This is a genomic window from Pseudomonas sp. stari2 (genome assembly GCF_040760005.1).
Lineage (GTDB): Bacteria > Pseudomonadota > Gammaproteobacteria > Pseudomonadales > Pseudomonadaceae > Aquipseudomonas.
In genome coordinates, this window is record NZ_CP099760.1 from 933443 (window position 1) to 958005 (window position 24563).

A 24563-nucleotide genomic window follows, 5' to 3' on the forward strand; every position below is an offset into this window, starting at 1 on the left:
TTATACAGCCAACGGCTGACAGTACAGGAACGGTCAGTTTTGGCCCGGGCATGGAGTGGCACGTGAACAAGCTTACATCTGCGGTAAAAGTCCTCGTTGTCGATGATCAGGCGCTGATCGTCGAGGAGCTCTGTGAGTTTCTCGAGAGCAGCGGCTATCGCTGTGTCCCCTGCGGGTCCGGCAAAGAGGCCGTCGAGCGTTTTGCCGAGGATCCGGCGATCGGTCTGGTGCTGTGCGATCTGCACATGCCGGACCTCGACGGCATCCAGCTGGTGCAGGAACTGCAGCGACAGGCCGGCAAGGCGCGGGTGTTCGAGGCGATCATGCTCACCGGCCGCGCCGACAAGCAGGATGTGATCAAGGCGTTGCGCGCCGGGATTGCCGACTACTACCAGAAACCGGTCAACCTGGACGAACTGCTCGAAGGCCTGCAGCGTCAGGAGGCCGTGCTGCAGGAACGGCAGAAAACCCTGCAGCTGGGGCACCTGAAACAGAAGCTGCAAGACCTGTCGTCGTCCATCGATGATCTGTATCAGGATCTGGACAAGGTGCGTCGCGGGCCGGCTCCCGTCAGTGAGCAGGCATCGGGTGACACCGATGCGCTGGAGATCCCGGCCATCTTCAATCAGCTGTCGCCGCGGCAACTGGACGTGGCGCGTCTGGTGGGCAAGGGGCAGACCAATTACCAGATCGCCTGCGAGCTGGGCATCACCGAAAACACCGTCAAGCTTTACGTCTCGCAGGTGCTGCGCCTGACCCACATGCACAACCGCACCCAACTGGCGCTGGCGCTTTCGCCGAGTGCCGCAGCTTTGCGGCAGCGGGTTACCGCGCACTAGTTCTTTGTTCCTGGTCGCCATTGTGCGGCCAGGGGCGTCGACACCTTCAATCAGTTCTTCCTCTCGATCTTGCCCCCGGCGTCGGGGTCATAGAAGTCGGGAATGTCATATTTGTATTTCTTCAGCCAGCGCTGCATGGCCAGCTCTCGTTCGGTGGCCGTGGCCGCCTGTGGATCGGGGGAGGCGGCCTTGTTGCGGCTTTGCAGCAACAGCCAGCCTTCGGTTTCCTGCTGCTGGGCCGAGGCGGGACCGGCGTCGATGGCCAGCGCGCCGAGCGGCAGGCTCAACAGGCTCATGCAGCACAGTGTTTTGCAGATGTTCATGTGGCCTCCCTGAGGTTCACTTGATCGTCGCCGGTTGCGGGTCGGCCGCCACCGCGACCTGATTGTCGGTGGCAGGTTTTGCCTTGATCGGGGACTTTAGTTTTTCCGCCCGCTCCTGAGCGTCGGTGAACTGTTCCGGGGTCAGGTGCGCGCGACTGACGATTTCGGCGGCCTGCTGCCAGTTGTTCTGGTAGATCAGCAAGGTGATCAGGTTCAGCGTCGCCAATTGATTGTTCTGCTTGAGTTCGATGGCCGTGAGGAACTCGAAGCGCGCGTCTTCGAGCCGCAGCTGATTGAGGTACACCACGCCCAGATCGTTGTGGATGTTTTCATTGGTCGGCGCCAGTCGAACGGCACGTTGCAGATGAGCCTGGGCCTGGCCGTTATCGCCACGGGCGGCATACAGCTGACCCAGACCGTGTTCGGCGTCGGCGCTCAGGCAAGTGCCGAGCAGGCCGCGATACAGCGGTTCGGCTTCGCTGCGCCCCAGCAGGCGATAGACCCTGGCCTTGCGCAAACGCACCTCTACAAGGTTGTCGGGCAGGCCCTGCAGGTTGGCCAGGCTGGCGTGCAGCTTGCCGTCATTGGCCAGATCGTCCACCAGATTCAACGACAACTCCTGCTCGGCGCTCAGCTTGCTGCAACTGGTGGGCGCAAGCATGGCCGTCCACGGCGCCTGACCATCGGTTGCGCAACCGCCCAGCAGCAACAGGCTCGCCACCACCATCAGTGTTTTCATCAAACCCTCTCCATGTCAGGACGCAAAGGCCCGGGTGATTGCGGTAAATCCGGGGCCCGCCAGTACGATCAGCAAGGCTGGAAACAGGAACAGCATCATGACCACCGACATCTTCGCCGACATCTTCGAGATGTATTCCTGCAAGCGTGTAAGGCGCCGGTCATCCAGAAGTTGCTTGAGCGCCAGCAGCGATTTCATCGCGCCGCCGCCCTGTTGAATCAGTTGTTGCAGGATCACGCAGGTGTCGGTGAACTCATCCACCGCCAGCATCACCGCTGCCTTGTTCAACTCCTGGCCCAACTCCAGCCCCGAATCGACACGGGCGAGGATCAGGCGCAATTCGCTGGTCAGTTCCGGCAGCAGTTTCTGCCCCTCGATGCTCAACACGCGCAATGCCTGTTCGACCGCCATGCCGGACTCGAACAAGATGCGCAGCAGAGGAATGAACGTCGAAACCTCCACCGAAATGATTTTCTGCCGCCGGGCGGCGGCATAGGCCAGCAGGCGCTTGGGCAGCAGGTAACCGGTGCCGGTGGCGAACATCGGCACCAGCCAGCCCTTGGGCGTCTGGGGAAAGAACACTTCCTGCAGAAACAAACCGATGCCCAGTGCCAGTAACGGCGTGCCGATCTGGCACGCGGCAAACAGCGAGCGCTCGCTGGCCCGGCGCCAGCCGAGGCGGTTGAGCAGGGTCTGGGTTTCGCTGTCCATGCTCACCGAACGCTGGCCGAACCGGCTGTTGCCCAGCGCTCGCAACAAGGTACGCAAGCGGCTCTCGCGCACCAGATGGCCCAGCAGGCGCTGGTTGACCTGACGCACCCGGCGACGTTCGGTCAGCAAATGATTGCCTACCAGCAACAGCGCCCCGAGCAGCATGAGACTGGCCAGGATCATCATCTCAGACGCTCCTCAACATGCGCCACAGCGCCAGGCTGCCGATGACCTGCAACACCACCGCGATGATCAGCATGGTCTGGCCGCCGGGGTCTTTCCACATGCCGAGCATGTAACCGGGATTGGTCAGCATGAAGTAGCTGACGATGATCATCGGCAGCGATCCCAGCACCCACGCGGTCAAGCGGGTTTCTCCGGTCAGGGCGCGTAGCTGGCGGGCGCCCTGATCGCGTTCGCGGATCAGCTTGATCAGGTTTTCCAGCAGTTCGCTCGCATTGCCGCCGTAGCGGTGATTGACCTTCAGCCCCAGAGCAAACATGCGCAGTTCATCCTGTTCGTAGAGCTCGGCAAAGTCGCTCACCGCATCCGGCAGGTTCACGCCCAACTGCACGTTGCGCTGGACCCGGCCCATTGCGGTTTTCAACGGATCCTCGCTGTAGTCGATACCACCCAGCACGGCGTCGTTCAGGGTGCGCCCGGATTTGAGGCTGCGCACCGTGTGGTCCAGCAGTTGCGGCAGTTGCTCGATCATACGGTTGAGCCGGCGGCGATAGAGCCACGCGATGTACATGCGCAACACCAGGGGAGGTGCCAGCATCATGATCAACAGGCCGATCCACTCGGCGGTCAGGTAACCCAGCAACATCGCGATGGCACATAACGCCAGCCACAACCCCAGACGCTCGCCAGGGCGGCCCAGGCCGGCCCGCAGGAACATGCGTTCAAGCCCCGTCCACGAAGTTTTGCCGGGTGCTGTCTGCGGTTGCCCGGCAGCCAGTCGCGTGAGCACCCGTTCGTTGGCGGTCTTGCGCACGCCATGCAGGAACAGGCGAATCGACAGCCCCAGCAGCATCAGGCAAATGACGATGAGAATCACCGGCCCCATCATGACGAAAGCTCCATGCGCTCAGCCCAGGCTCGACTCGTGCCGCAACTTGTCGCCGGCCGGATTGACCGCTTCGCGCAGGAAGCCGAACCCGGTGCGTCGATCGAGGCGGAACAAAGTGTTGGTGACGTAGATGTCTTCGCGCACGCCAACCACTTCCACCACCTCGCTCACGCAGCGGCGGCCGTCCGGCATGCGGGTCAACTGGATGATCATGTCGAGCGCGGCACAGATCATTTGCCGCAACGTGCGCTCGGCCACCGTGCGACCGGTCAGGCCGACCAGGGTTTCCAGACGCAGCAACGCATCCTGGGCGTTGTTGGCGTGCACCGTGCTCATCGAACCATCGTGGCCGGTGTTCATCGCCGTAAGCACGTCGAGCACTTCGACGCCACGGATTTCGCCGAGAATGATCCGGTCCGGACGCATCCGCAGGGCATTGCGAATCAGGTCGCTGGCCTTGACCTCGCCATGACCTTCAGCGTTTGGCGGCCGGGTTTCCAGGCGCACCACGTGCGGGTGGCCGAGCTGCAGTTCGGCAACGTCTTCAATGGTCACCAGCCGTTCGTGGGGGTTGATCAATTGACTGAGAATGTTCAGCAACGTGGTCTTGCCGGTGCCCGTGCCGCCACTGATCAGGATGTTGCAGCGCTTGCCCACCGCTTCCTGGAAGCAATCGAAGATCGCCAGGTCGATGGTCTGCATGGCGATCAGGTCGCTGCTCTTGAGCATGTCCTTGCGGAATTTTCGAATGGACAGGCAGGGACCGTCGAGGGCGATTGGCGGAATGATCGCGTTGACCCGGCTGCCGTCGGGCAGGCGCGCATCGACCATTGGCGAGGACTCGTCCAGACGTCGCCCGAGCGGCGCCAGAATACGCTGCATGACCCGTTCGACGTGATGCGCATCGATGAAGCGCAGGTCACTCTGGTGCAGCACGCCGTCGCGTTCGATGAACACCCGGTGCGGGCCGTTGACCAGGATTTCGGTCACGGCGCTGTCGCGCAGCAACACTTCCAACGGGCCGAAGCCGGTCAGTTCATCGACGATTTCTTCCGCCAGCCGTTCCATCTCGTAACGTGAAATCGCCAGGTGCAAACGGGCAATGTATTCGGCGACCTTGTCGGTGACGAATTGCGCGAGCAACTGCCGCGAACCTTCCAGCAGGTTTTTCCCGGACTCCTCGATGGCATCGATGATGTAGCGATGCAGGACCAGTTTCAGGCCTTCGTGATCTCCGTTGCCCGACTGGCCTTGCGCGGGGGCGCCGAAGAGTTTTTCCGGACTCATGAGGTGCCTCGCAACCGGTCGAACCAGGTGGCCTTGGGTTTGGCCAGGCTTTCGGAACGATTGGTCATGTTTTCGGAACGTTTTGCCAGGCGTTCGCCAAGTGCCCGCAGGCTCTGGGTGAGTTTTTCCCGGGGGGCCAGATCAAACAGGCTGACGCCTTGGTTCTTGGCATTCATGCGCAGTTCCGGACTCAAGGCCAGCACCGCGATCACTTCCAGATTGAAGGTTTTGCCCAGGGTGTCCGCATCCGGCGCGACGTTGCTCAGATAGCGGTCGACCAACAGCCGTCCGTGATCGAGCTTCATGCCTTTTTCCCGCCACAGATTGAACACTGCCAGGTTGCGCCGGCAATCCAGAACGCTCTGGTCGGTGTACCAGATCAGCTTGTCGCAATGGCTGACGAAGGTGCGCAGGGCTTCGCTGTCAGGCTGGCCGGTGAGGTTCACGACAATGTGCTGGAAGTGCTGGCGCAAGGCGCTGAGCAACATGAACAGCTCGGCGGCACTGGTGCTCTCCAGCGGTTCGTCATTGTCGGCGTACGCCAGAATCCGCAACCCCGCTTCGGTGCTGGTGAACGCGCTGTCGATCAGCGTCGCATCGAGTCTGCGCAAGTGACGCAAGGCATCGCCGAAGTGGAACGAACTCTCCAGCCCCAACAGCGCCAGGCTGTCGCCACGGGGCAGGCCAAGGTCCAGCAGCAGCGTCTGCTGCCCGCTTTTTTGCACCACCAGCGCCATGTGATTGGACAGTAATGCGCCGTCGGAACTGCTCTGCACGCCGTACAAGACCGTCAGACCACCCAGTTGCGTGTTGTGGGTTACCGGCGGCATGCGTTTGCTCAAACGGCGCACCAGCCCGGCCACTTCGCTGGAGCGTGAACCGTAGGCGACAAAATCCCGAGCCCCGGCGCGCATGGCGTTGAGCACCAGCTGGTTATCCATACCGTCGCCGAGGGCCACGATCGCCAGCATCGGCTTGGCCTCCAGCGCGCCTTCGATCAGCGCGCTTTGGGCTACCACGTGTTCGCGATCGAGGCCGACGAACACCAGGCTGGCGAAGGTGACATCCACCAATGCGAGCAATTCATCGAGGCTGCCGGCGCCGGCGCTGACCACTTGGCCCAAGGGCGCGAGGGCGCTTTGCAGCCACTCCAGATCGGTGCTGTTGCGGGTGATGGCGAGAAAGGTCTGACTCAGGTTCTGGCTCATTGGGACAACCCGCTGCGCTTGTCGAAGTTGCCATTTTCCAGGAAGAACATGCGGTAGAAATTCGGGTCGTAGTTGCGCAGTTTTTCGCCCGGCAACGACGGCAACTGCGCTTCCGCCGACAACGGTCGCACCAGGTGCGGCGTGACGATCATCAGTAGCTCGCGCTCTTCGCGCTTGATCTGCGAGCTTTTGAAAAACGCCCCGAGCACCGGGATATCGCCCAGCCCCGGAAACTTGTCGACCTGGGAACTGTTGGTGGTGCTGATCAAACCGCTGATGACAAAACTCTCGCCGTCAGCGAGGGAAATGCTGGTGTCGGTGCGGCGGATGGTCAGCGCCGGCACCGTGGTGCCGGCGATTTGCACGGAATTGCTGAAGTCCAGCTCGCTGACTTCCGGTGCGACTTTCAGGGCGATGCGGTCGTGGCTGATGATCGTGGGCGTCAGGGTCAGGCGGATGCCGAACTCCTTGTATTCGATGGACACGCTGTCGCTGCCGGCGCTGGGAACCGGAATCGGGATCTGCCCGCCCGCGAGGAAGCTCGCGCTTTGCCCGTTCAGCGCCACCAGACTGGGCCGTGCCAGGGTGTAGGCGAAACCGCTGCCTTCAAGGGCGTTGATGATCGCCATGGTATTGCCGCCGATCCACGAGAAGTTGAACAGCGAGTTGTCCACCGGCAGTCGCGGCTGCGGCACACCATCGATGGGTGGCAGTGTTCCGGGGGAGCCGAACAGGAAGTTGCCACGGGTGCCGATCAGTTTGGCCGAGGCCTGCTTGAGTTTGGTGCGGCTGACTTCAACGAAACGAATATCGGTCTGTACCTGCGAAGGCAGCTGCGCATCATCTGAAGGCAACGGGCCGGCGCCGGTGAGGGCGTTCGTGGCGGCACCCTGGACAAACACCATGCTCTGGCGCGGCTCGCTGGAGCAGCCGGTCCAGACCATCAGGCTGGTGGCGCCGGGGGCTACACCCGTGAGCAGGAACGACGAGTTGCCGGTGGCGTGCACATCGGCGATTTTCGGATCGCCGATGGCCAGGCGGGTGATTGCGACCGGCGATTGCAGATCCTTTTGCCAGCCTTCATTGACTTCGATTACCGGCGGCAAACGGCTCAGGGCCGAACAGTTACCGGTGGCCGCCTGCGCGGCGCTGATCGACAGTCCCGTCAACAACAAGGCCCGGAGCAGGGGATTGAAGGTCGGCCAGAAACGACTCTGCATGCACTTGGATCCTTGCTCTGTCATGGATTCTGTTGGGTGATCTGATTGCCGCGAATCACTTCCACCGCCGGCCGCGCTGCCCCAGTGTGCTCGCCACTGGACGGGATTTTCGGCGCAGTGCCGAGGGCAAGCTGGGTGAACTGGAAGAGCTGGCTGTTGGCGGCGACCAGTTTGTCCGGTGCCTGGTTTTCGCCGGCCCAGTATTTGGCCAGGCGCTGTTCCTCACTGCTGCGCACTGCCAGACGCAAGGTGCCGACCTGGGTGGCGAGCATCATCCGGCTCAGCAGTTGTTCCGGTACCGCCAGCACCACGGTGCGCGCAGCGATCCGGCGCTGATCCTGTTTGAGCTTGTCATCGGCACTCAGCGCAGGGGAGGCTGGCTGACCATCGTTGGTCAGGCCGTACTGTTCGCCGACGCCGAGTACGCGCATCGCCGGCACCGCGATCTGCGCCGACTGTTGTGGGTTGCTGGCGTCCTGGCGCAGGTACAGCAACACATCGACGTAGTCGCCGGGCATCAGTTGTCCGGCGGCACCGATCACTTCATCCACCGACACCGCCAGCGCGCGCTCGTCGCTGTGGATCATGCGTGCCAGCGCACCGCCCGCTTCGAAGCTTTCAGCGTTGAGCCAGGTGCCGGCGCTCAGGTGGCGCCACGGCGTGCGGCCCACGGCCTGATCGATGGCGCTCAGGCTGCCGGCGGGGGCGCTGCGCAGTTTTTCGATGGCCAGGTCGGCAGCGGTGAGGGGGGTGAACGGCGGAACGTCATGCACCAGCACCACCACAGGCTGGCGGGTCTGGTCTTCGGCGGCGGCGACGGTCTTTTCCACGGTGACCACCGCAGGCGCGGGTGCCTCGGCAACCGGTGCCGGTTGCCGGCTGAGCACCAGGCCCCAGTAGCCGACGACAATGGCCCCCAACAGAAGCACGGCGGCAAGACCCATGGTGACACGACTGTTCATGACGGCTCTCCCTTTCCTGCTGCACTACCAGCCCGCACTTCCAACCAAGGGAACATCGCAATCAGGCAGCTATGAACATCCAACTATTTCGCTATTTCCACGCTAGCTGAAACAAGCCAAAACGCCATTACTGGCCGGCAAATAACCTACGAAAGTATGGGGGTTGGCCAATTAGCAGTCGAAATGGGTAGAAAGACGAAGCGATTAATGCTTTGGGATTAATCCGTTCTTACAGTTGTTGACGGGTGGTTTGTTGACAATGCTCAGATGGCACGGTGGAAGCATTGCCGCTGTAGCGACATCGGCGCCGGGAGCGCAAAGGAGTGAACGTATGATTCTCGATTATCTGTTGGCCAGGGCCCGTTTGTTTTTCAAGAGTGAGGAAGGGGCTTCGGCTATCGAGTACGCGATCGTGGTAGCGATGGTGGCGGTGGTGGTCGTCGTGTTCGTGACACCGATGGGCACCAAGGTCTTCAATATTTTCAGCGCGATCCTGACCTCGCTCGGCGGCACTGCTCCGACCAAGCCCGGCATACCTTGACCGAACGCTCTCTTCCTCTGTCGATGCCTGTCTGCTGCCGAGCAGGAGCGTTCAGGCATTGCCCCGATCATTGGCTTTCCGGTGCCCGGTAAATCCCGGGCATGAAGGAGAATGTCCATGCTCTTCGATTACCTGATGATGCGTGCCCGGTCTTTCCTGGCAAGCACTGAAGCCGCGTCGGCCATCGAGTACGCAATTGTCGTGGCGATGGTCGCCATTGTGGTTGTGGTGTTCGTGACGCCGGTAGGCACCAAGGTGCTGGCGATCTTCAACAACATCCTCGTGGCCCTGGGTGGTACGGCACAGACTGCGCCGACGCAGTTGCCCTGACTCGATGGGTGGCGAATCTCGCACTACACTCGGTTCCACCTTCAGCTTCTCAGGGATTGACCAATGACTGCTTCTTCACTGCCCCGCCAACAGTTGCTTCTGGTTGACGATGAAGAGGACGCATTGCTGGAGTTGGCGGAGTTGCTGGAGGGCGAGGGCTTCGTCTGTCATACCGCGACCTCGGTGAAGCTCGCCCTTCATCATCTGACCCGTCATCCCGACATCGCCCTGGTGATCACCGATCTGCGCATGCCCGAAGAGAGCGGCATGTCGCTGATCAAGCGCCTGCGCGAACACACCTCGCGTCAGCATCTGCCGGTGATCGTGACCTCGGGGCATGCGGACATGGAAGACGTCAGTGACATGCTGCGCCTGCAGGTGCTGGACCTGTTCCGCAAGCCGATCTATCACGTGCGGCTGCTGGAAACCCTCGACAACCTGTTTCCCAAACCCAGGGTCAATGTTTCCTGAATCCTGAGACCGCTGCGGTGACCGTCAGCGGTCTCAAGGCTGACGGTCACTGCGAAAGAACTTCACCCCGACGCCCGATGGCTACAACTGATAGCTGAAGCTGATGCTGTAGCGCGGCCGGCGGTTGTAGGTATCCAGTGCTTCATCCGACATCGGTTTGGCCGCCTCCAGCGCAATGTTGTAGTACTTGGCATCACCGAACCGCAGGCCCACCGCTGCCGAAGACAGACTGTTGGCCTGCACCGGCAACTGGTTGAACCAGCTGCGCGAACGATCGAGCACGACATAGGGTTGCAGGATGCGCACCCAGTTGCCGTCGCGGTTGAAGCTGTAGTTGACCTCGTAAGCCACCCCCCAACCCTTGTCGCCGGATGCCTGATCGTCGGGGTAGCCGCGACCGAAATTTTGCCCGCCAAACACCGCACGCTCGCTGTCGGGCAGGGTGTCGTCGCTCCAGTAGAGCGCGCCCGACAGCACACCTTGCCAATTGTCGAAGAACTTGTCGCTCTGCACCCCGGAAAGCCGCAGACGCAGGAAGTTGAGATCGATGGCGCTGTTGTTGGTGTGCGCCCCCATGCTGTCCAGCCCTTGATACACACCACCGCTGAGAATCCGCAGTTGCCGGGCGTCGGCCTTGCGCCAGTCGCTTTCGAAGGCGAGGGCGCGGATGTCGGTGCGTTCTTCGACGCTGAGCGGGTAGCCAATGACGTTGTAGCGGGTCTTGTCGTTGACCGCGTAGAGACGTGGTCCGGCCGTCAACAGTTCGCTGGAGGCAGCAATCAGTGGCACGCTGAAGCCGATCGAGTACCGGTCGTTTTCGCGGTGCGGCTTGAGTTCCAGACCGTTGTTCAGCCGCACATTGGTGCCTGGGTCGGCGCGATAGCGCGAGGCGGACAGACTCAGTTGCGTGCCCTCGTCGCCGAGGAACTGGTTGTAGTCCAGTCGATAGTAATGCTCGTGATCATCGCCAGGCGGAAACAGACCGCTGAGGCTCAACTGTTCGCCCATCGAGGTCTGTGAATTGCTGCTGACACCCAGCAAGGCCTGGGTGCCGTTGCGGTTGTCTTCGGTGGTGCTCAGGTTGCTGGTGAACGGCTTGCGACTGGCCTGGGCAACCAGTGTGGTTGCGCCGTCGGTGGTGCCTGGCGGTGGCACCTGGGCCTGGATCGTCACGCCGGGAATACGCGTCATCAGTGTGGTGTAGCGCTCGAAGGTCTTGCGGGTCAATGGGCGTTCGGCCTGGATCTTTGCCGTCAGTTTGTCGAGCAGGCCTTTGACTCGACCAATATCACCCTGGACCTGAACATCCCGCACGTAACCTTCCACCAGAACTACCCGCGCCGCGCCGTCATCGAAGGTCTGTTGCGGCAGGAACGCATAGGACAGCAGGTAGCCGTCATTCTGGTAGCGTCGGGTGATATTGCGGGTGGCTTCGATCAGGTCGGCGAGGCTGGACTCATGGCCGATCAGGGGTTTGTAGATCTCTGCCAGTTCGTTGAGCGGGTAGATCGTGCCGCCTTCGATCTGTACGGTTTTCAGGTTGAGCTTCGTGCTCATCATCAGCGGCTCGGTAGCTGCGGCACCGGGTTCCGGAACCTGCAGTGGCGCGGCGCCCGGACGGTAGGCGTCGGCAGGCAGGTTCGGCACCGGCAGGTTGCGGATCGTTTCGTTGCTGTTGAGAAAGCTGGGCAGGGTGTCGGCGAGAGCAGTGGAACTGAGACTGAGGAACAGCAGGGATGCCATAACGCGCATAGGACACTCCATGTTCAAACCGCAGCACCGGGCAGGGTTTCTCCTAAGAAAAAAGCGGAAGACTCGTGGGAATCTTCCGCCCTCAACCAAGCGTAGGCGCTGTAGGTTAGGCCGTCGAATCGGCCAGGTGCAATTCAGCGATTGTTGCCGCCCAGAGTACCGGTCAGGCCGCCGAGGACACTTCCCAGACCTGCGCCGACGCCAGTGCCTGAGCCACCAGTCGCGGCGCCGCCGTTCACCAGTCCGCCGACGGCGGTGACGGTATTGCCCACGGTGACGACCGTGTTGCCGACCGCGGTCACGACGGGGTTACTGTTGGTGCCGGCGATGGTGCTACCCAGATTGCCGACCGCACCGCCAACCTGACTGGTGACGCTGGCAACCGGAGCTCCGAGACCGGTGGCACTGCCGACGTTCTGGGTCAGACCGGTGACGGCGGTGGTGACGGGAGCGATCCCGCCGCCGACGTTGGTGCCCAGGGTTGCCAGGGGTGTGGTGGGTGCAGTGATTGGTGTGCCCGAACCGCCAAGCACGGTGTTGAGCGAAGCCACGGTATTACCGGCCGATGCCAGTACGCCACCGGGTGCGCCGAGCGCGCCGTTGCCGGCCGCCAGCCCGGTGCCGACATTGGCTACCGCGCCGCCGACGGTCTGCAGCAGGCCATTGTTGCCCAGTCCGCTACCGGTGCCGGTTCCCGAGCCGGTGCCGTTGTCCACCACCCCGCCGACCTTGCCGACAGTCGTGCCGACGTTGCTCAGTGCACCGCCGACGGTGTTGGTGAGGGCATTGCCATTGCCGGCCGCGGTGACGTTGTTGCCCACGCCGTTGACGGTGCTGCCGACTTTCTGAACGATCCCGTTCAGCGGTGCACCCAGGCCGGTGGCGCTGCCGAGTTTGTCGGTGGTGCTTTCTACCATGGCGATCACTGGCACCAGGCTGTTGCCGACGTTTTTGGTCACCGATCCGAGGGGACCGGTGGTCGTAGCTGTGCTGAGGGTGTCGCCGATCATGGTGACTTTCTCACCGACACCATCGAGCAGCGGCGCGACCTTGGTGACCACGCCGCCGACTACCGGAACGCTGCCTGTGCCCGTGGCCAGTTTGCCGCTCAGATCGGACACGCCGTTGCCGACATCTTGTACCACGCCGCCGACCGCCGAGGCTGTCACACCCAGGCCATTATCGGTCGTACCCAATTTGCCGATACCGTTAGCTACGCCGTCACCCAGAGTGGTCACGACGTTGCCGGCGGTCTTGGCTGCACTTTGCACAACGCCGCCGACCACGGGCACACCACTGAGTGAGTCACCCACCTGACCTACGCCGCTGCCGACGCCGGCAACGGTGGTGCCAACATCCTGCACCAGCGTCGAAGTGACCAAGGGCGAAGGGGTGCTCGGGTTTGTTGGATCAGTTGGATCAGTTGGGTTAGTGGGATTCGTCGGGTTGGTCGGGTTCGTCGGATTGGTGGTGCCAGTGCCCCCGGTTCCACCGGTGCCTGCTGTCCCGCCAGTGCCGGTTCCAGTGCCGGTTCCAGTGTCAGTGCCTGCCGTGCCGGTCCCGGCACCGGTGCCCGATGTTCCACCAGTGCCTGCGGTGGAACTGTCCGGCGAGGAACTGCCGGAGCTGCTGTGATGGCCGCCACCGCCGCTGCTGCAACCGGAGAGACCGAGAGAAAGAATCAATGCCAGCGCTGTTGCCGATTTGCACCACACTTGAGTTTTCATGATGGTAATTCCTTGCACCTGTCACAACGTTCGTTGTCTTCGATGGCCCGCCGGTTCTGTTGCCGGCAATGCCTTCGCCCGTTGTGCCCATATCAATCGCAAGGCTGGATCCACACCATTCTCGACTTGGTATTAACGCCTTTATATAGATCGGTGAACCTGGTGCTTAACGACTAATGCCGAGGATATAGACACGCAAAAAAAAGCCTTGAGAATCAAGGCCTGGTGTTTGGCAAGGAAGTGGATGGCGGGAGAAAAAACTTAAGTTATATACACACAATTAATCATGTTTCGCGCGTGGGGATCGTACCCCGCCAGGAGCGGGGTAGCGACTGAAGCGGTGGATCGACTCAGGCAACCGGTTGCCAGTGGCCGACCATGTGCTCCAGATCCCCGGCACCGATCAGGCGCAATTCACCGCTGGATCCCGCAGCGCTGGCGAACAGCGATACTTCGCTCGGCAGACGCACCGGCTTGCGAAAGTACACGGCAATTTCCAGATTGGCGCGTGGCAGATGATCTGCCAGCGCCGCCAACGTACGTGCCTTGTTCCACAAACCGTGGGCAATGGCCGTGGGGAAACCGAACAACTTTGCACTTGCCGCGCTCAGGTGGATAGGGTTGTAGTCGCCGGATATTTTGGCGTACTGCCGACCAATGTCTGTCGGGGCTTTCCATTGCGCAACCTGCATCAAGGGCAGCGCAGGTTCCCACACTTGTTCGAGCGCCTCGCCCTCAAGTTTCACGCCTCGACAGAGCATCTGGCTTTCGGCCTCCCACAACGGGCCGAGTTGATCGTCGAGGGTGGTCAGCAGATCGAAGGTCGCGCCTTTCGGATGCGGTTGCAGGTTGTGCACCCGAACGCTGATCTGCGCCCGACTGATGCCGCCCATTGGCCGCAGAATGCGGATGCGGTTGCTCAGGTGAATCAGCCCCAACAGCGGGAATGGAAAGTCTTTGGCCGTGAGCAATTGCATCTGCAACGCAAACGCCAGGACGTGTGGATACGTCGGCGGCAGCAGACCGTCATCGGCAAAACCGCAGACCTTGCGATAAGCCGCCAGACGCTTGCCGTCGATGTCGACCGCGCAGCGCAAGCCGCTGTCGGGCAAACGGGTGCCAGTGATTTTGCGCCGGGTCGCAGCCCGGGCATACAGCCCCGGCAGACTTGGTTCGCGGTGCAGCGTATGCCATTCGATGCTCATGCCTAAGCCCCCAGAACGCTTTGTCCACAGACCCGCAGCGCCTGCCCGGTGAACGCGCCGGTGCCCGGTTGTGCGAGCCATGCCACTGCTTCGGCGACATCTTGCGGCAGACCGCCCTGGCCCAGCGAACTCATGCGTCGCCCGGCCTCACGCAGACCAAAAGGAATGTGCGCGGTCATCTGGGTCTCGATAAACCCCGGCGCCACGGCGTTGATGCTGATGCCGCGTTCCAGCAGGGTCGGCGCCCAGGCCTGGGCCAGCCCGATCAGCCCGGCCTTGCTCGCCGCGTAATTGGTCTGCCCGCGATTGCCGGCGATGCCGCTGATCGAGGCCAGCAGAATCACCCGCGCGTTATCGCGCAGGGTGCCGCTGTCGAGCAGGGCCTTGGTCAGCACTTGCGGTGCGTTGAGATTGACCGCGAGCACCGCGTCCCAGAACTCGGGCGTCATGTTGGCCAGGGTCTTGTCGCGGGTGATGCCGGCGTTGTGCACCAGAATGTCGAGGCCGTCCGGCAACTGTTCGATCAGTTGCGCGGCGGCGTCTTCCGCGCAGATGTCGAGGGTGATGGCGCGCCCACCGAGGCGCGCGGCCAAGGCTTCCAGATCGGTCTTGGCTGGCGGTACGTCGAGCAGAATCACCTCGGCGCCGTCACGGGCCAGGGTTTCGGCGATGGAGGCGCCGATGCCGCGAGCCGCGCCGGTGACCAGCGCCTTTCGCCCGGCCAGCGGGCGTGTCCAGTCGGTTACCGGTGTGGCGCAAGGGTTCAGGCGAATCACTTGCCCGGAGACAAATGCGCTTTTCGGCGAGAGGAAAAACCGCAGCGGCCCCTCGAGCTGATCCTCGGCGCCTTCGCCCACGTAAATCAATTGCAGTGTGCCGCCGCTGCGCAGCTCCTTGGCCAGCGAACGGGAGAAACCTTCAAGTGCGCGCTGTGCACTGGCGGCGAACGGTTCGCGCAGGGTTTCCGGGGCGCGGCCAAGGATCACCAGGTGCGCGCTGCTGTCGAGGTTTTTCATCAATGGCTGGAAAAACTCGCGTAGTTGCTTGAGCTGGTCGGTGTGCTGCAAATCGCTGGCGTCGAACACCACGGCCTTGAGTTTCGGGCCATGGCCGGGAATCCATTGGGTGGCGGCCGCAGGCTGATCGCCGTAGCGATAAATGGCATCGGTCAGTCGGTTGGCAAAGGCGCTGACCCGTTCGGCCAGCGCCCCGCCGCCGATCAGCAGCGCGCCCTCCACCGGCCGCAGGCGCCCGGCCTGCCAGCGTTCCAGCCGCACCGGCGACGGCAGGCCCAAAGCCCCGACCAGACGGTGGCCGATGGACGAGTTTGCGAAGTCGATATAGCGGTCAGACATGGAACGCTCTCCAGAAGATGGGGTTCAAAGTGTGGACTGCGAAGGGCAATCAATCGTTCGATCCACGCAATAAGGCCTACGCTAGAACAGCAGAGTAGTTTGCCCCCGGTGTTTTTGGGGCCCGACGGGATTTTCAGTGCCCGATTTTCAGACTGGATATTTCACAAGGAGCTTTTCATGAGTCAGCTGCGCCGCGTCGCGATCATTGGTGGCAACCGTATTCCGTTCGCCCGTTCCAACGGGCCGTATGCCACCGCGAGCAATCAGGTGATGCTCACCGCTGCCTTGGAAGGCCTGATCGAACGCTACAACCTGCACGGCCAGCGCATGGGTGAAGTGGTCGCGGGGGCGGTGCTGAAATTGTCACGGGATATGAACCTGACCCGCGAATGCGTGCTCGGCTCGCGTCTGTCACCGGCGACTCCGGCCTATGACATCCAGCAGGCCTGCGGCACCGGTCTGGAAGCCGCGTTGCTGGTGGCGAACAAGATCGCCCTCGGGCAGATCGATTGCGGCATTGCCGGCGGTGTCGACACTACGTCGGACGCGCCGATCAGCGTCAGCGAAGGCCTGCGCAAAATCCTCCTGCAAGCCAACCGCGCCAAGACCACCGGCGACAAGCTCAAGACCTTCCTGCAACTGCGTCCGAAACACCTGATCCCCGAATTCCCGCGCAACGGCGAACCGCGCACCGGCCTGTCGATGGGCCAGCACTGTGAACTGATGGCACAGACCTGGAACATTCCTCGCGAAGAGCAGGATCAACTGGCCCTCGAAAGTCACCACAAACTGGCGGCGTCCTACAGCGAAGGCTGGCACAACGACCTGATGACGCCGTTCCTCGGCCTGACCCGCGACAACAACCTGCGCCCGGACCTGACCCTGGAAAAACTCGCGACCCTGAAACCGGCCTTCGAGAAAAGCGCCAAGGGCACGCTGACCGCCGGCAACTCCACGCCACTGACCGATGGCGCGTCGGTAGTGTTGCTGGGCAGCGAAGAGTGGGCGAAAGAGCGTGGTTTGCCGATCCTCGCGTATCTGCGCGACGGTGAAGCGGCGGCGGTGGATTTCGTCAACGGGGCCGAAGGGCTGCTGATGGCCCCGGTGTACGCGGTGCCGCGCTTGCTGGCGCGCAATGGTCTGACCTTGCAGGATTTCGACTACTACGAAATCCACGAGGCATTTGCCGCTCAGGTGTTGTGCACGCTCAAGGCCTGGGAAGATCCGGAGTACTGCAAATCCCGACTCGGGCTTGATGCGCCGTTGGGTTCGATTGATCGCAGCCGCTTGAACGTCAAGGGCAGCTCGCTGGCGGCGGGGCACCCGTTTGCCGCGACGGGCGGGCGGATCGTTGCCAATCTGGCGAAGTTGCTGGATGCGGCGGGGCAGGGGCGGGGGTTGATTTCGATTTGTGCGGCTGGCGGACAGGGTGTGACAGCGATCATCGAGCGCTGAAAGAACAAGACGCCCCTCCCCAAAAGGAGAGGGGCCTCCAAAGGTTATTCAGGTACGGAACCTGCGCACTAACCCATCCAGCTCATTCGACAACCCCGCCAGACTCTGCGAATCCAGCCGCGCCGAATTCGCCAGCTCCGCCACCAGCTGCGCATCACCATGAATCTGGCTGATATGCCGATTGATGTCCTCGGCCACCTGATGCTGCTCTTCCGCCGCAGTCGCGATCTGAGTGTTCATGTCACGAATCACATCCACCGACTCACGGATCTGCCCAAAGCTCTCCCGCGCCTCACCAATCCGTGCCACCGATTGCTGCGACACATCAAGACTGGCACGCATCTGCTGGGTCACCGCGCTGGTGCGCTTCGCCAGATTGCCCAGCAGCCCGTCGATTTCCGCCGTCGAATCCGCCGTGCGCTTGGCCAATGCGCGAACCTCATCGGCGACCACCGCAAATCCACGCCCCTGTTCACCGGCCCGCGCTGCTTCGATAGCCGCGTTGAGCGCCAGCAGGTTGGTCTGTTCGGCGATGGAGCGGATGGTGCCGAGGATCGACTGGATGTCGTTGCTGTCGCGTTCCAGTTGCTGCATCGACTGCGCCGATTGCTCCAGTTCCTGGCTCAGTTGGTCGACACTGTGCACCGCCGCATCGATCTGCTGCTGACCTTCGCGGGCCTGGCGCTGGCCGCTGTCGGCCGACTCGGCTGCCTGGCTACACGAGCGGGCGACTTCGTTGGCGGTGGCGACCATTTCGTGGAACGCGGTCGAGACCATATCCACCGCTTCGCGCTGGCGTCCGGCGGCTTCGGCCATGTCGCCGGAGACCCGGGTCGAGCTCTGCGAAGTGGCGAGGATTTTTCCGGCCGCGCCGCCGATGTGTTGGATCAGGCTGCGGATCGCGGTGAGGAACTGGTTGAACCAGTTGGCCAGTTGCGCGGTTTCGTCGCTGCCACGGATGTCGAGGCTCTTGGTCAGGTCGCCTTCGCCCTGGGCGATACCTTCCAGACCGCTGGCCACGCTGCGGATCGGCCTTACGATCAGGCTGGCGAAACTGGCGCCGACGACGGCGAAAAATGCTGCCAGCACGGCCGCGATGATCGCGATCAGCCAGGTCAGTTGAGTGGCGGAACTCATCACTTCGTTCTGTTTGATCAGGCCGATGAAGGTCCAGCCCAATTGCTCCGACGGCCAGACGTTGGCCATGTAGCGTTCGCCGTTGAGCTTGACTTCCACCAGGCCTTTGCCGGCCTTGGCCAGTTGTGCGTAACCGTCGCCGAGGCTGTCGAGCTTCTTGAAGTTGTGCTCCGGTTGCTTCGGATCGACCAGCACCGTGCCGGTGTTTTCCATCAGCATCAGGTAACCGCTTTCACCGAGCTTGATCTGTTTGACGATCTCGGTCAGTTGCTTGAGCGACACGTCAATGTTGACCACGCCACCCTGGGCGCCCAACTGGTTGGCCACTGCGCGCACGGTGCTGACCAGTACCGCGTCATCGCCGGCCCAATAATAGGCTTCGGTGCGCAGGGTCTTGCCCGGGTTGGCCATGGCGGTCTTGTACCACGGGCGGGTACGCGGGTCGTAGTTGGCCATTTTCGGGTCGCCCGGCCAGAAGGCGTAGCCGCCGCTGCTCAGGCCATAGGAAACATAGGAGTAGGCCGGGTGAGATTTCGCCAGCCCTTCGAACAGGGCAAACAGTTGCTTGTCGATTTCTCCGTCGGAGGTATCGGCGGCGTTCGCGCTCATGCGGCTGCGTACGGTGCCGTCGGCGTTTTTGACCAGGGGCTGCGCCGCCAGGTAATCGACGTTCTGGCTGATGCCGTCGAAAAACAGCTGCATGGCGTTGCTGACCTGTCGGATCTCGCGTCCGCTGCTGTCGACAAAGCCTTCCCGGGCATCGCTGCGCAGGTTCAGTACCACCAGCGTGGCGACCAGTACCACGGGCAAGCAGGCGATGATTGCAAACGCCCAGGTCAACTTCTGTTTGATGTTCATCCGCGCTCCAGATTTTCTTGTAGGCCCACGCAGTGCAGATGACTCGCGGTTTATTGGCAGCCGAAAAACGTATTTCTCACCCGTTTCCTTGAGTGCGACATCGAAGATTTTTTTGAAACGATTGTCGGACAAATTCCTCTGCCTCAAATGAATTCGGCCGCGCGTGAGGGAAATTGAGGCTGCAAAAGAAAATTATTGTGAGCGGTGTTCGGCGGGATGTCAGATTCTGTCGCAAATGCCCTCAAGTCCTGTCGCCAACAACTCCGACAGCCTCGGCTATGATTCGCAGCAGTCGATAAAGAGGCGGATCGGCCCGGTTTATCCGGCACAGTGTGTGCATCCACAGGTTCACAGGTCGGCAACCCCTCCCCGTGATGCGAGGATTGCCGTATAACGAGTGACATTCGCGTGTTTGGTAATAAAGGACCCACAATAAAAGCTGATGAAGACTCCAAAACGCATTGAACCCCTGATCGAGGACGGTCTGGTCGACGAAGTGCTGCGTCCACTCATGAGTGGCAAAGAAGCAGCTGTTTATGTGGTGCGCTGCGGCAATCAGTTACGTTGCGCAAAGGTCTACAAGGAGGCGAACAAACGCAGTTTCCGCCAGGCGGCCGAGTATCAGGAAGGCCGCAAGGTTCGTAACAGCCGACAGGCCCGGGCGATGGCCAAGGGTTCCAAGTTCGGGCGCAAGGAAGCCGAAGACGCCTGGCAGAACGCCGAAGTCGCGGCGCTGTTCCGCCTGGCCAACGCCGGTGTGCGGGTGCCCAAGCCGTACGATTTCCTCGAAGGCGTGCTGCTGATGGAACTGGTGGCCGACGAATACGGCGATGCCGCACCGCGTCTGAACGACGTGGTGCTGGAGCCGGATCAGGCCCGCGAATATCACGCGTTCCTGATTTCGCAGATCGTGCTGATGTTGTGTACCGGTCTGGTGCACGGTGACCTCTCGGAGTTCAACGTGCTGCTGACGCCGACAGGGCCGGTCATCATCGACCTGCCGCAAGCGGTGGACGCCGCCGGCAACAACCACGCGTTCAGCATGCTCGAACGTGACGTCGGCAACATGGCGTCGTATTTCGGTCGCTTCGCCCCGGAGTTGAAGAAGACCCGATACGCCAAGGAAATGTGGGCGTTATACGAAGCGGGTACGTTGCACCCGGCCAGCGTGCTGACCGGCGAGTTCGACGATCCCGAGGACCTGGCCGATGTCGGCGGAGTGCTGCGCGAGATCGAAGCGGCGCGTCTGGATGAGGAGCGCAAGCAAGCCATCCGCGCGGCGGACGACGAGCCCAAGGGCAAGTCCGACGAACCGCCTCCGCCACCGTGGATGCAGTGAGCATCTGAAAAGGAAAACCCGGCTTCGGCCGGGTTTTACACATTCAAGGATTGATTGTGACCACCACTTCCCGCAATGCCCGGTTGATCATCACGGCCCGGCTGATTTCCGATTTCGGCGCGTTCCTCAACATGGTGGCGCTGGCCACTTATGTCTACCTGCTGAGCAACAGCGCCATGAGCGTGGGGATCTTCCTGGCCAGTCGCGTGGGCGGCGGGATTTTCGCCAGCCTGATCGGCACCGCGTTTTATCGTCGATGCAGCGGTCGCTGGCCGTTGATTGCCTTCGATCTGCTGCGCGCCGCTGTGCTCGGTTTATTGCTGATCGTGCCGGTCAGTCAGCAGGCGTTGTTGCTGCCGCTGATTGCGTTCGGTCTGGGTTTTGGCAATTCGATGTTCGCCATCGGCCTCAACAGCCAGTTGCCGCGATTGATCGAACCGGCGCAGTTACTCAAGACCAATGCCTGGATCACCTCCGCCTCGTCCATGGCGATGGTCGGCGGCAGTCTGGTGTCCGGGGTGCTGGTCGCGGGGTTTGGTTTTGAAACTGTATTCGCGCTGAATGTGCTGACCTATCTATTGGCGGCAGTGTTGATCGCGCCGCTGCGGTTCAGCGCAACGGAGCCAGTGGCTGAATCCTGCGCTAAACAGGGGGAATGGTCGGCGTTGCTGCAGGGGTTGCGCAGCGCTCCGGTGGTGGCGGCGATGCTGGCGGTGACCATGGCTGACACCCTCGGAAGCGCAGCGCACAACGTCGGATTTCCGATCATTTCCAAATTGCTGACGCCGGACTCGGCGAGCACCACGCTGGGCCTGATGCTTGCGGTGTGGGCCAGCGGCAAACTGCTGGGGGCGCGGATCGCCAGTCGCTTGAACGGCTCGGACAACATCAATCTGGAGCGCCGCTACTTCGGCGGCGTGTTGTTGATGTCCTGCGGTTTCATCCTGATGTTCCAGCAGCACAGCGTCGTCGGTCTGTTGCTGTTTTCGCTGCCGGCCGGGTTAGGTGACGGGGTCTCGGAAGTCGGCCTGATGTCACGGCTGCAACGGGAGCCGGAGCCTTTGCGCCTGCCGATCTTCAGTTTCCTGACGCTGTTGCAGATGACCGGGTTCGGCGTCGGCATGCTGATCGCCGCACCGTTCTATGAGTGGTGGGCGCCGGGGGCCGTGGTGTTGCTGTTCCACGGCATTCCCCTAGCCACTGTGCTGTCGATGAAAGCCCTGCTGCTCAGGCGCGAGCGGGTTGCGCGCAGCAGCCCGACGCCAGTTCCTTGAGGATCGGGCAGTCCGGGCGGTGGTCGCCGTGGCAGTGTTCGACCAGATCCTGCAGGGTGTCGCGCAGTTCGCCGAGTTCGCGGATCTTTTGATTCAGCTCGTCGATGTGCTGGCGGGCCAGGGCCTTCACATCGGCGCTGGCGCGCTGGCGGTCCTGCCAGAGCGTCAGTAACTTGCCGACTTCCTCCAGCGAAAATCCCAGGTCCCGCGAGCGCTTGATGAACGCCAGCGTGTGCAGGTCATCGTCACCGTAGAGGCGATAGCCGCTGTCGGTGCGATGGGCAGCCTTGAGCAGGCCGATCGACTCGTAATACCGGATCATTTTCGCGCTCAGGCCACTGTGGCGGGCCGCTTGGCCGATGTTCATCGGTTGTCCTCCAGATCCTCGGGTTTCCAGGTTTTCAACAGTAGCGCATTGCTTACCACGCTGACGCTCGACAGGGCCATCGCCGCACCGGCCAGCACCGGATTGAGAAAGCCGAACGCCGCCAGCGGAATGCCGATCAGGTTGTAGATGAAGGCCCAGAACAGGTTCTGGCGGATCTTCGCGTAAGTCTTGCGGCTGATTTCCAGCGCCGCGGGTACCAGTCGCGGATCGCCGCGCATCAGGGTGATACCGGCGGCGTGCATGGCCACGTCGGTGCCGCCGCCCATGGCGATGCCGATATCGGCAGCGGCCAGCGCGGGGGCGTCGTTGATGCCGTCGCCGACCATGGCCACGACCCAGGTTTTTTTCAGCTCGGCGACGGTGGCGGCTTTTTCCGCCGGCAGCACTTCGGCGTGGACGTTTTCGATGCCCAGCGCTTCGGCGACGACGCGAGCGCTGCCACGGTTGTCGCCGGTCAGCAGGTGGCTGTGGATGTGCTGGGTCGCCAGTTGTTGCACCGCGTGCAGCGCGCCGGGCTTGAGGGTATCGCCGAAGGCGAAAAGACCGAGTACGCGTGGCTCGGGGCTTTGCTCGATCAGCCAGGACAGCGTGCGGCCTTCGGTTTCCCAGGCCTGGGCCGACTCGCTCAGGTTTCCGGCGTTCAGACCGCTTTCTTCCAGCAAGCGACGGTTACCCAGCGCCAGGCGTCGGCCGTCGAGGCTGCCGGCGATGCCGCGACCGGTCAGGGACTGGCTGTCGCTCACATCCGGTACGTTCAGGCTACGTTCGGCACAGGCATCCAGCACCGCTTTGGCCAGCGGATGTTCGCTGCCGCGTTGCAGAGCGCCGGCCGCTGCCAGCAAGGCGTTTTCGTCACCGTCGATTGCACTGAAATGCGCAATGCGCGGCGTGCCGGAGGTCAGTGTTCCAGTCTTGTCGAACACCACGGCGCTGACTTCATGGGCGCGCTCCAGAGCTTCGGCGTCCTTGATCAAAATCCCGTGCCGCGCGGCCACGCCAGTGCCGGCCATGATTGCGGTCGGTGTCGCCAGGCCGAGGGCGCAGGGGCAGGCGATCACCAGCACCGCGACGGCGTTGATCAACGCCGTCTCCAGCGGCGCGCCGTATAGCCACCAGCCGATCAGCGTGGCCAGGGCCAGCAGCAGAACCGTCGGCACGAACACCTGACTGACTTTATCCACCAGTTTCTGGATCGGCGCCTTCGCGGCCTGTGCGTCTTCCACCAGACGAATGATCCGCGCCAGTACGCTTTCCGCACCGAGCGCCGTGGTCCTCACCAACAAACGGCCTTCGCCGTTGATTGCACCGCCGGTGACCTTGTCGCCCGGTTGCTTGGGCACCGGCAGGCTTTCGCCGCTGATCAACGCTTCGTCGGCGTGGCTCTGGCCTTCCAGCACTTCGCCGTCCACCGGGAAACGTTCGCCGGGTTTGACCAATACCAGATCGCCGAGGCGCAGGGCACTGATGGCGACGTCCTGTTCACGGCCTTCGATGACTTGAATCGCCCGCTCCGGCCGCAACGCCTCCAGGGCACGGATGGCGCTGGCGGTCTGGCGTTTGGCGCGGCTTTCCAGGTATTTGCCGAGCAGCACCAGCGCGATGACCACCGCCGAGGCCTCGAAATACAGATGCGGCATGCGCCCGGCAGCGGTCGCCCATTCATAGAGACTCAGGCCATAACCGGCGCTGGTGCCCAGCGCTACCAGCAAGTCCATGTTGCCGGCGCCGGCGCGCACGGCTTTCCAAGCAGCCACATAGAACCGCGCGCCGAAGATGAACTGCACCGGGGTCGCGAGGGCGAACTGCGCCCAGGCCGGCAGCATCCAGTGAATACCGAACGGTTGCAGCAGCATCGGCAGCACCAGCGGCAAGGCGAGGGCGATGGCGCAGATCAGCGCCCAGCGCTCATGATTCAGGCGTTGCTGGCGATTGTCAGATTGAGGGTGTTCAAGTTCGAAGAGGCTGGCCGAATAACCGGCCTTGCTCACCGCGGCGATCAGGGTTTGCGGGTTGACCGCGCCGAGCAGTTCAAGATGAGCGCGCTCATTGGCGAGGTTGACGCTGACGCTTTTCACCCCCGCAACCTTGTTCAGGGCGCGTTCGACACGACCCACGCAGGACGCGCAGGTCATGCCGTCGATGTTCAATTCCACGGTGTGCTGCGGCACGCTGTAACCGGCGCGTTCGACTGCCTCCACCAGCGCCGGCAGGCTGTCGCCGGGGGCCTGCACCCTGGCCTGCTCGGTGGCGAGGTTGACACTGACGGCACTGGCGCCGCTGACTTTGCTCAGCGCCCGCTCGACACGGCCGGCGCAACTGGCGCAGGTCATGCCGCTGATGGGCAGATCAAACGTGATGGAATCGGACATC

General features: G+C 62.3%; 22 protein-coding genes. 7 read left to right on the forward strand and 15 right to left on the reverse strand.

Annotated elements, in window-relative coordinates; all coding sequences use genetic code 11:
* Positions 1–62 precede the first annotated feature (62 nt).
* Positions 63–839: a response regulator gene (locus tag NH234_RS04125; protein WP_367255686.1), complete on the forward strand. Its 777-nt coding sequence runs from the start codon at positions 63–65 to the stop codon at positions 837–839.
* Between the two features lie 50 nt (positions 840–889).
* On the opposite strand, the gene NH234_RS04130 is transcribed toward NH234_RS04125, so the two are convergent.
* The 8 genes from NH234_RS04130 to cpaB are packed head-to-tail and all read right to left on the reverse strand — an operon-like array spanning position 890 to position 8361.
* Entirely contained in the window at positions 890–1162 is a 273-nt protein-coding gene (locus tag NH234_RS04130; RefSeq protein ID WP_085711249.1) for a DUF3613 domain-containing protein, read from the reverse strand.
* A gap of 16 nt (positions 1163–1178) precedes the next feature.
* Positions 1179–1901 (reverse strand): tetratricopeptide repeat protein, encoded by a 723-nt coding sequence (locus NH234_RS04135; RefSeq protein ID WP_085732755.1) that lies wholly within the window; start codon positions 1899–1901, stop codon positions 1179–1181.
* A gap of 15 nt (positions 1902–1916) precedes the next feature.
* The gene (locus NH234_RS04140; protein ID WP_367255687.1) at positions 1917–2798 is read right to left on the reverse strand and encodes a type II secretion system F family protein; all 882 of its coding nucleotides are present in this window, start codon (positions 2796–2798) and stop codon (positions 1917–1919) included.
* A gap of 1 nt (position 2799) precedes the next feature.
* Positions 2800–3684 (reverse strand): type II secretion system F family protein, encoded by an 885-nt coding sequence (locus NH234_RS04145; RefSeq protein ID WP_367255688.1) that lies wholly within the window; start codon positions 3682–3684, stop codon positions 2800–2802.
* Positions 3685–3702: 18 nt separating this feature from the next.
* Positions 3703–4971 (reverse strand): CpaF family protein, encoded by a 1269-nt coding sequence (locus NH234_RS04150; RefSeq protein ID WP_085732758.1) that lies wholly within the window; start codon positions 4969–4971, stop codon positions 3703–3705.
* Complete coding sequence (locus NH234_RS04155; protein ID WP_085732759.1) at positions 4968–6179, reverse strand: pilus assembly protein; 1212 nt, start codon at positions 6177–6179, stop codon at positions 4968–4970. Before NH234_RS04155 ends, NH234_RS04150 begins: the two co-directional genes overlap by 4 nt.
* Positions 6176–7399 carry a type II and III secretion system protein family protein gene (locus tag NH234_RS04160; RefSeq protein WP_085732760.1) on the reverse strand — a complete coding sequence of 408 codons (1224 nt, stop codon included), beginning with the start codon at positions 7397–7399 and terminating at the stop codon, positions 6176–6178. The genes NH234_RS04155 and NH234_RS04160 overlap by 4 nt, the downstream gene beginning before the upstream one ends.
* Positions 7400–7419: 20 nt before the next feature.
* The gene (cpaB, locus tag NH234_RS04165) at positions 7420–8361 is read right to left on the reverse strand and encodes a Flp pilus assembly protein CpaB (protein ID WP_367255689.1); all 942 of its coding nucleotides are present in this window, start codon (positions 8359–8361) and stop codon (positions 7420–7422) included.
* Positions 8362–8692: 331 nt separating this feature from the next.
* On the opposite strand from cpaB, the gene NH234_RS04170 reads away from it, so the two are divergent.
* The 3 genes from NH234_RS04170 (at position 8693) to NH234_RS04180 (ending at position 9703) form a co-directional block, all read left to right on the forward strand.
* Complete coding sequence (locus NH234_RS04170; RefSeq protein WP_085711257.1) at positions 8693–8902, forward strand: Flp family type IVb pilin; 210 nt, start codon at positions 8693–8695, stop codon at positions 8900–8902.
* 117 nt (positions 8903–9019) lie between these two features.
* Positions 9020–9232, forward strand: a complete 213-nt coding sequence (locus NH234_RS04175) for a Flp family type IVb pilin (protein WP_085732762.1) — start codon at positions 9020–9022, stop codon at positions 9230–9232.
* A 63-nt stretch (positions 9233–9295) separates the two neighbouring features.
* The gene (locus NH234_RS04180) at positions 9296–9703 is read left to right on the forward strand and encodes a response regulator (RefSeq protein WP_085732763.1); all 408 of its coding nucleotides are present in this window, start codon (positions 9296–9298) and stop codon (positions 9701–9703) included.
* An 81-nt stretch (positions 9704–9784) separates the two neighbouring features.
* Here the strand turns inward: NH234_RS04180 and NH234_RS04185 are convergent, their stop codons facing one another.
* The 4 genes from NH234_RS04185 to NH234_RS04200 all read right to left on the reverse strand — a co-directional run bounded on the left by NH234_RS04185 (position 9785) and on the right by NH234_RS04200 (position 15742).
* Positions 9785–11455, reverse strand: coding sequence for a ShlB/FhaC/HecB family hemolysin secretion/activation protein (locus tag NH234_RS04185; protein ID WP_085732764.1), 1671 nt, complete (start codon positions 11453–11455; stop codon positions 9785–9787).
* A gap of 134 nt (positions 11456–11589) precedes the next feature.
* Entirely contained in the window at positions 11590–13182 is a 1593-nt protein-coding gene (locus NH234_RS04190) for a collagen-like triple helix repeat-containing protein (RefSeq protein WP_367255690.1), read from the reverse strand.
* Between the two features lie 350 nt (positions 13183–13532).
* Entirely contained in the window at positions 13533–14387 is an 855-nt protein-coding gene (locus NH234_RS04195; RefSeq protein ID WP_367255691.1) for a MaoC family dehydratase, read from the reverse strand.
* A gap of 2 nt (positions 14388–14389) precedes the next feature.
* Positions 14390–15742: a 3-oxoacyl-ACP reductase gene (locus NH234_RS04200; protein WP_367255692.1), complete on the reverse strand. Its 1353-nt coding sequence runs from the start codon at positions 15740–15742 to the stop codon at positions 14390–14392.
* A gap of 177 nt (positions 15743–15919) precedes the next feature.
* On the opposite strand from NH234_RS04200, the gene NH234_RS04205 reads away from it, so the two are divergent.
* On the forward strand, positions 15920–17197 hold the full coding sequence (locus NH234_RS04205; protein ID WP_085732768.1) for an acetyl-CoA C-acetyltransferase: 1278 nt from the start codon (positions 15920–15922) through the stop codon (positions 17195–17197).
* A gap of 48 nt (positions 17198–17245) precedes the next feature.
* Here the strand turns inward: NH234_RS04205 and NH234_RS04210 are convergent, their stop codons facing one another.
* The gene (locus NH234_RS04210) at positions 17246–19192 is read right to left on the reverse strand and encodes a methyl-accepting chemotaxis protein (RefSeq protein WP_367255693.1); all 1947 of its coding nucleotides are present in this window, start codon (positions 19190–19192) and stop codon (positions 17246–17248) included.
* Between the two features lie 442 nt (positions 19193–19634).
* On the opposite strand from NH234_RS04210, the gene NH234_RS04215 reads away from it, so the two are divergent.
* Entirely contained in the window at positions 19635–20531 is an 897-nt protein-coding gene (locus NH234_RS04215; RefSeq protein ID WP_085684872.1) for a PA4780 family RIO1-like protein kinase, read from the forward strand.
* 56 nt (positions 20532–20587) lie between these two features.
* Positions 20588–21805 (forward strand): MFS transporter, encoded by a 1218-nt coding sequence (locus tag NH234_RS04220; protein ID WP_367255694.1) that lies wholly within the window; start codon positions 20588–20590, stop codon positions 21803–21805.
* Here NH234_RS04220 and cueR read toward each other — a convergent pair.
* Together cueR and NH234_RS04230 are read right to left on the reverse strand one after the other, a co-directional pair.
* On the reverse strand, positions 21759–22172 hold the full coding sequence (cueR, locus tag NH234_RS04225; RefSeq protein WP_367255695.1) for a Cu(I)-responsive transcriptional regulator: 414 nt from the start codon (positions 22170–22172) through the stop codon (positions 21759–21761). The genes NH234_RS04220 and cueR overlap by 47 nt on opposite strands.
* A complete protein-coding gene (locus tag NH234_RS04230; protein WP_367255696.1) occupies positions 22169–24562 on the reverse strand; it encodes a heavy metal translocating P-type ATPase in 2394 nt (797 codons plus the stop codon). The genes cueR and NH234_RS04230 overlap by 4 nt, the downstream gene beginning before the upstream one ends.
* Position 24563 lies beyond the last annotated feature (1 nt).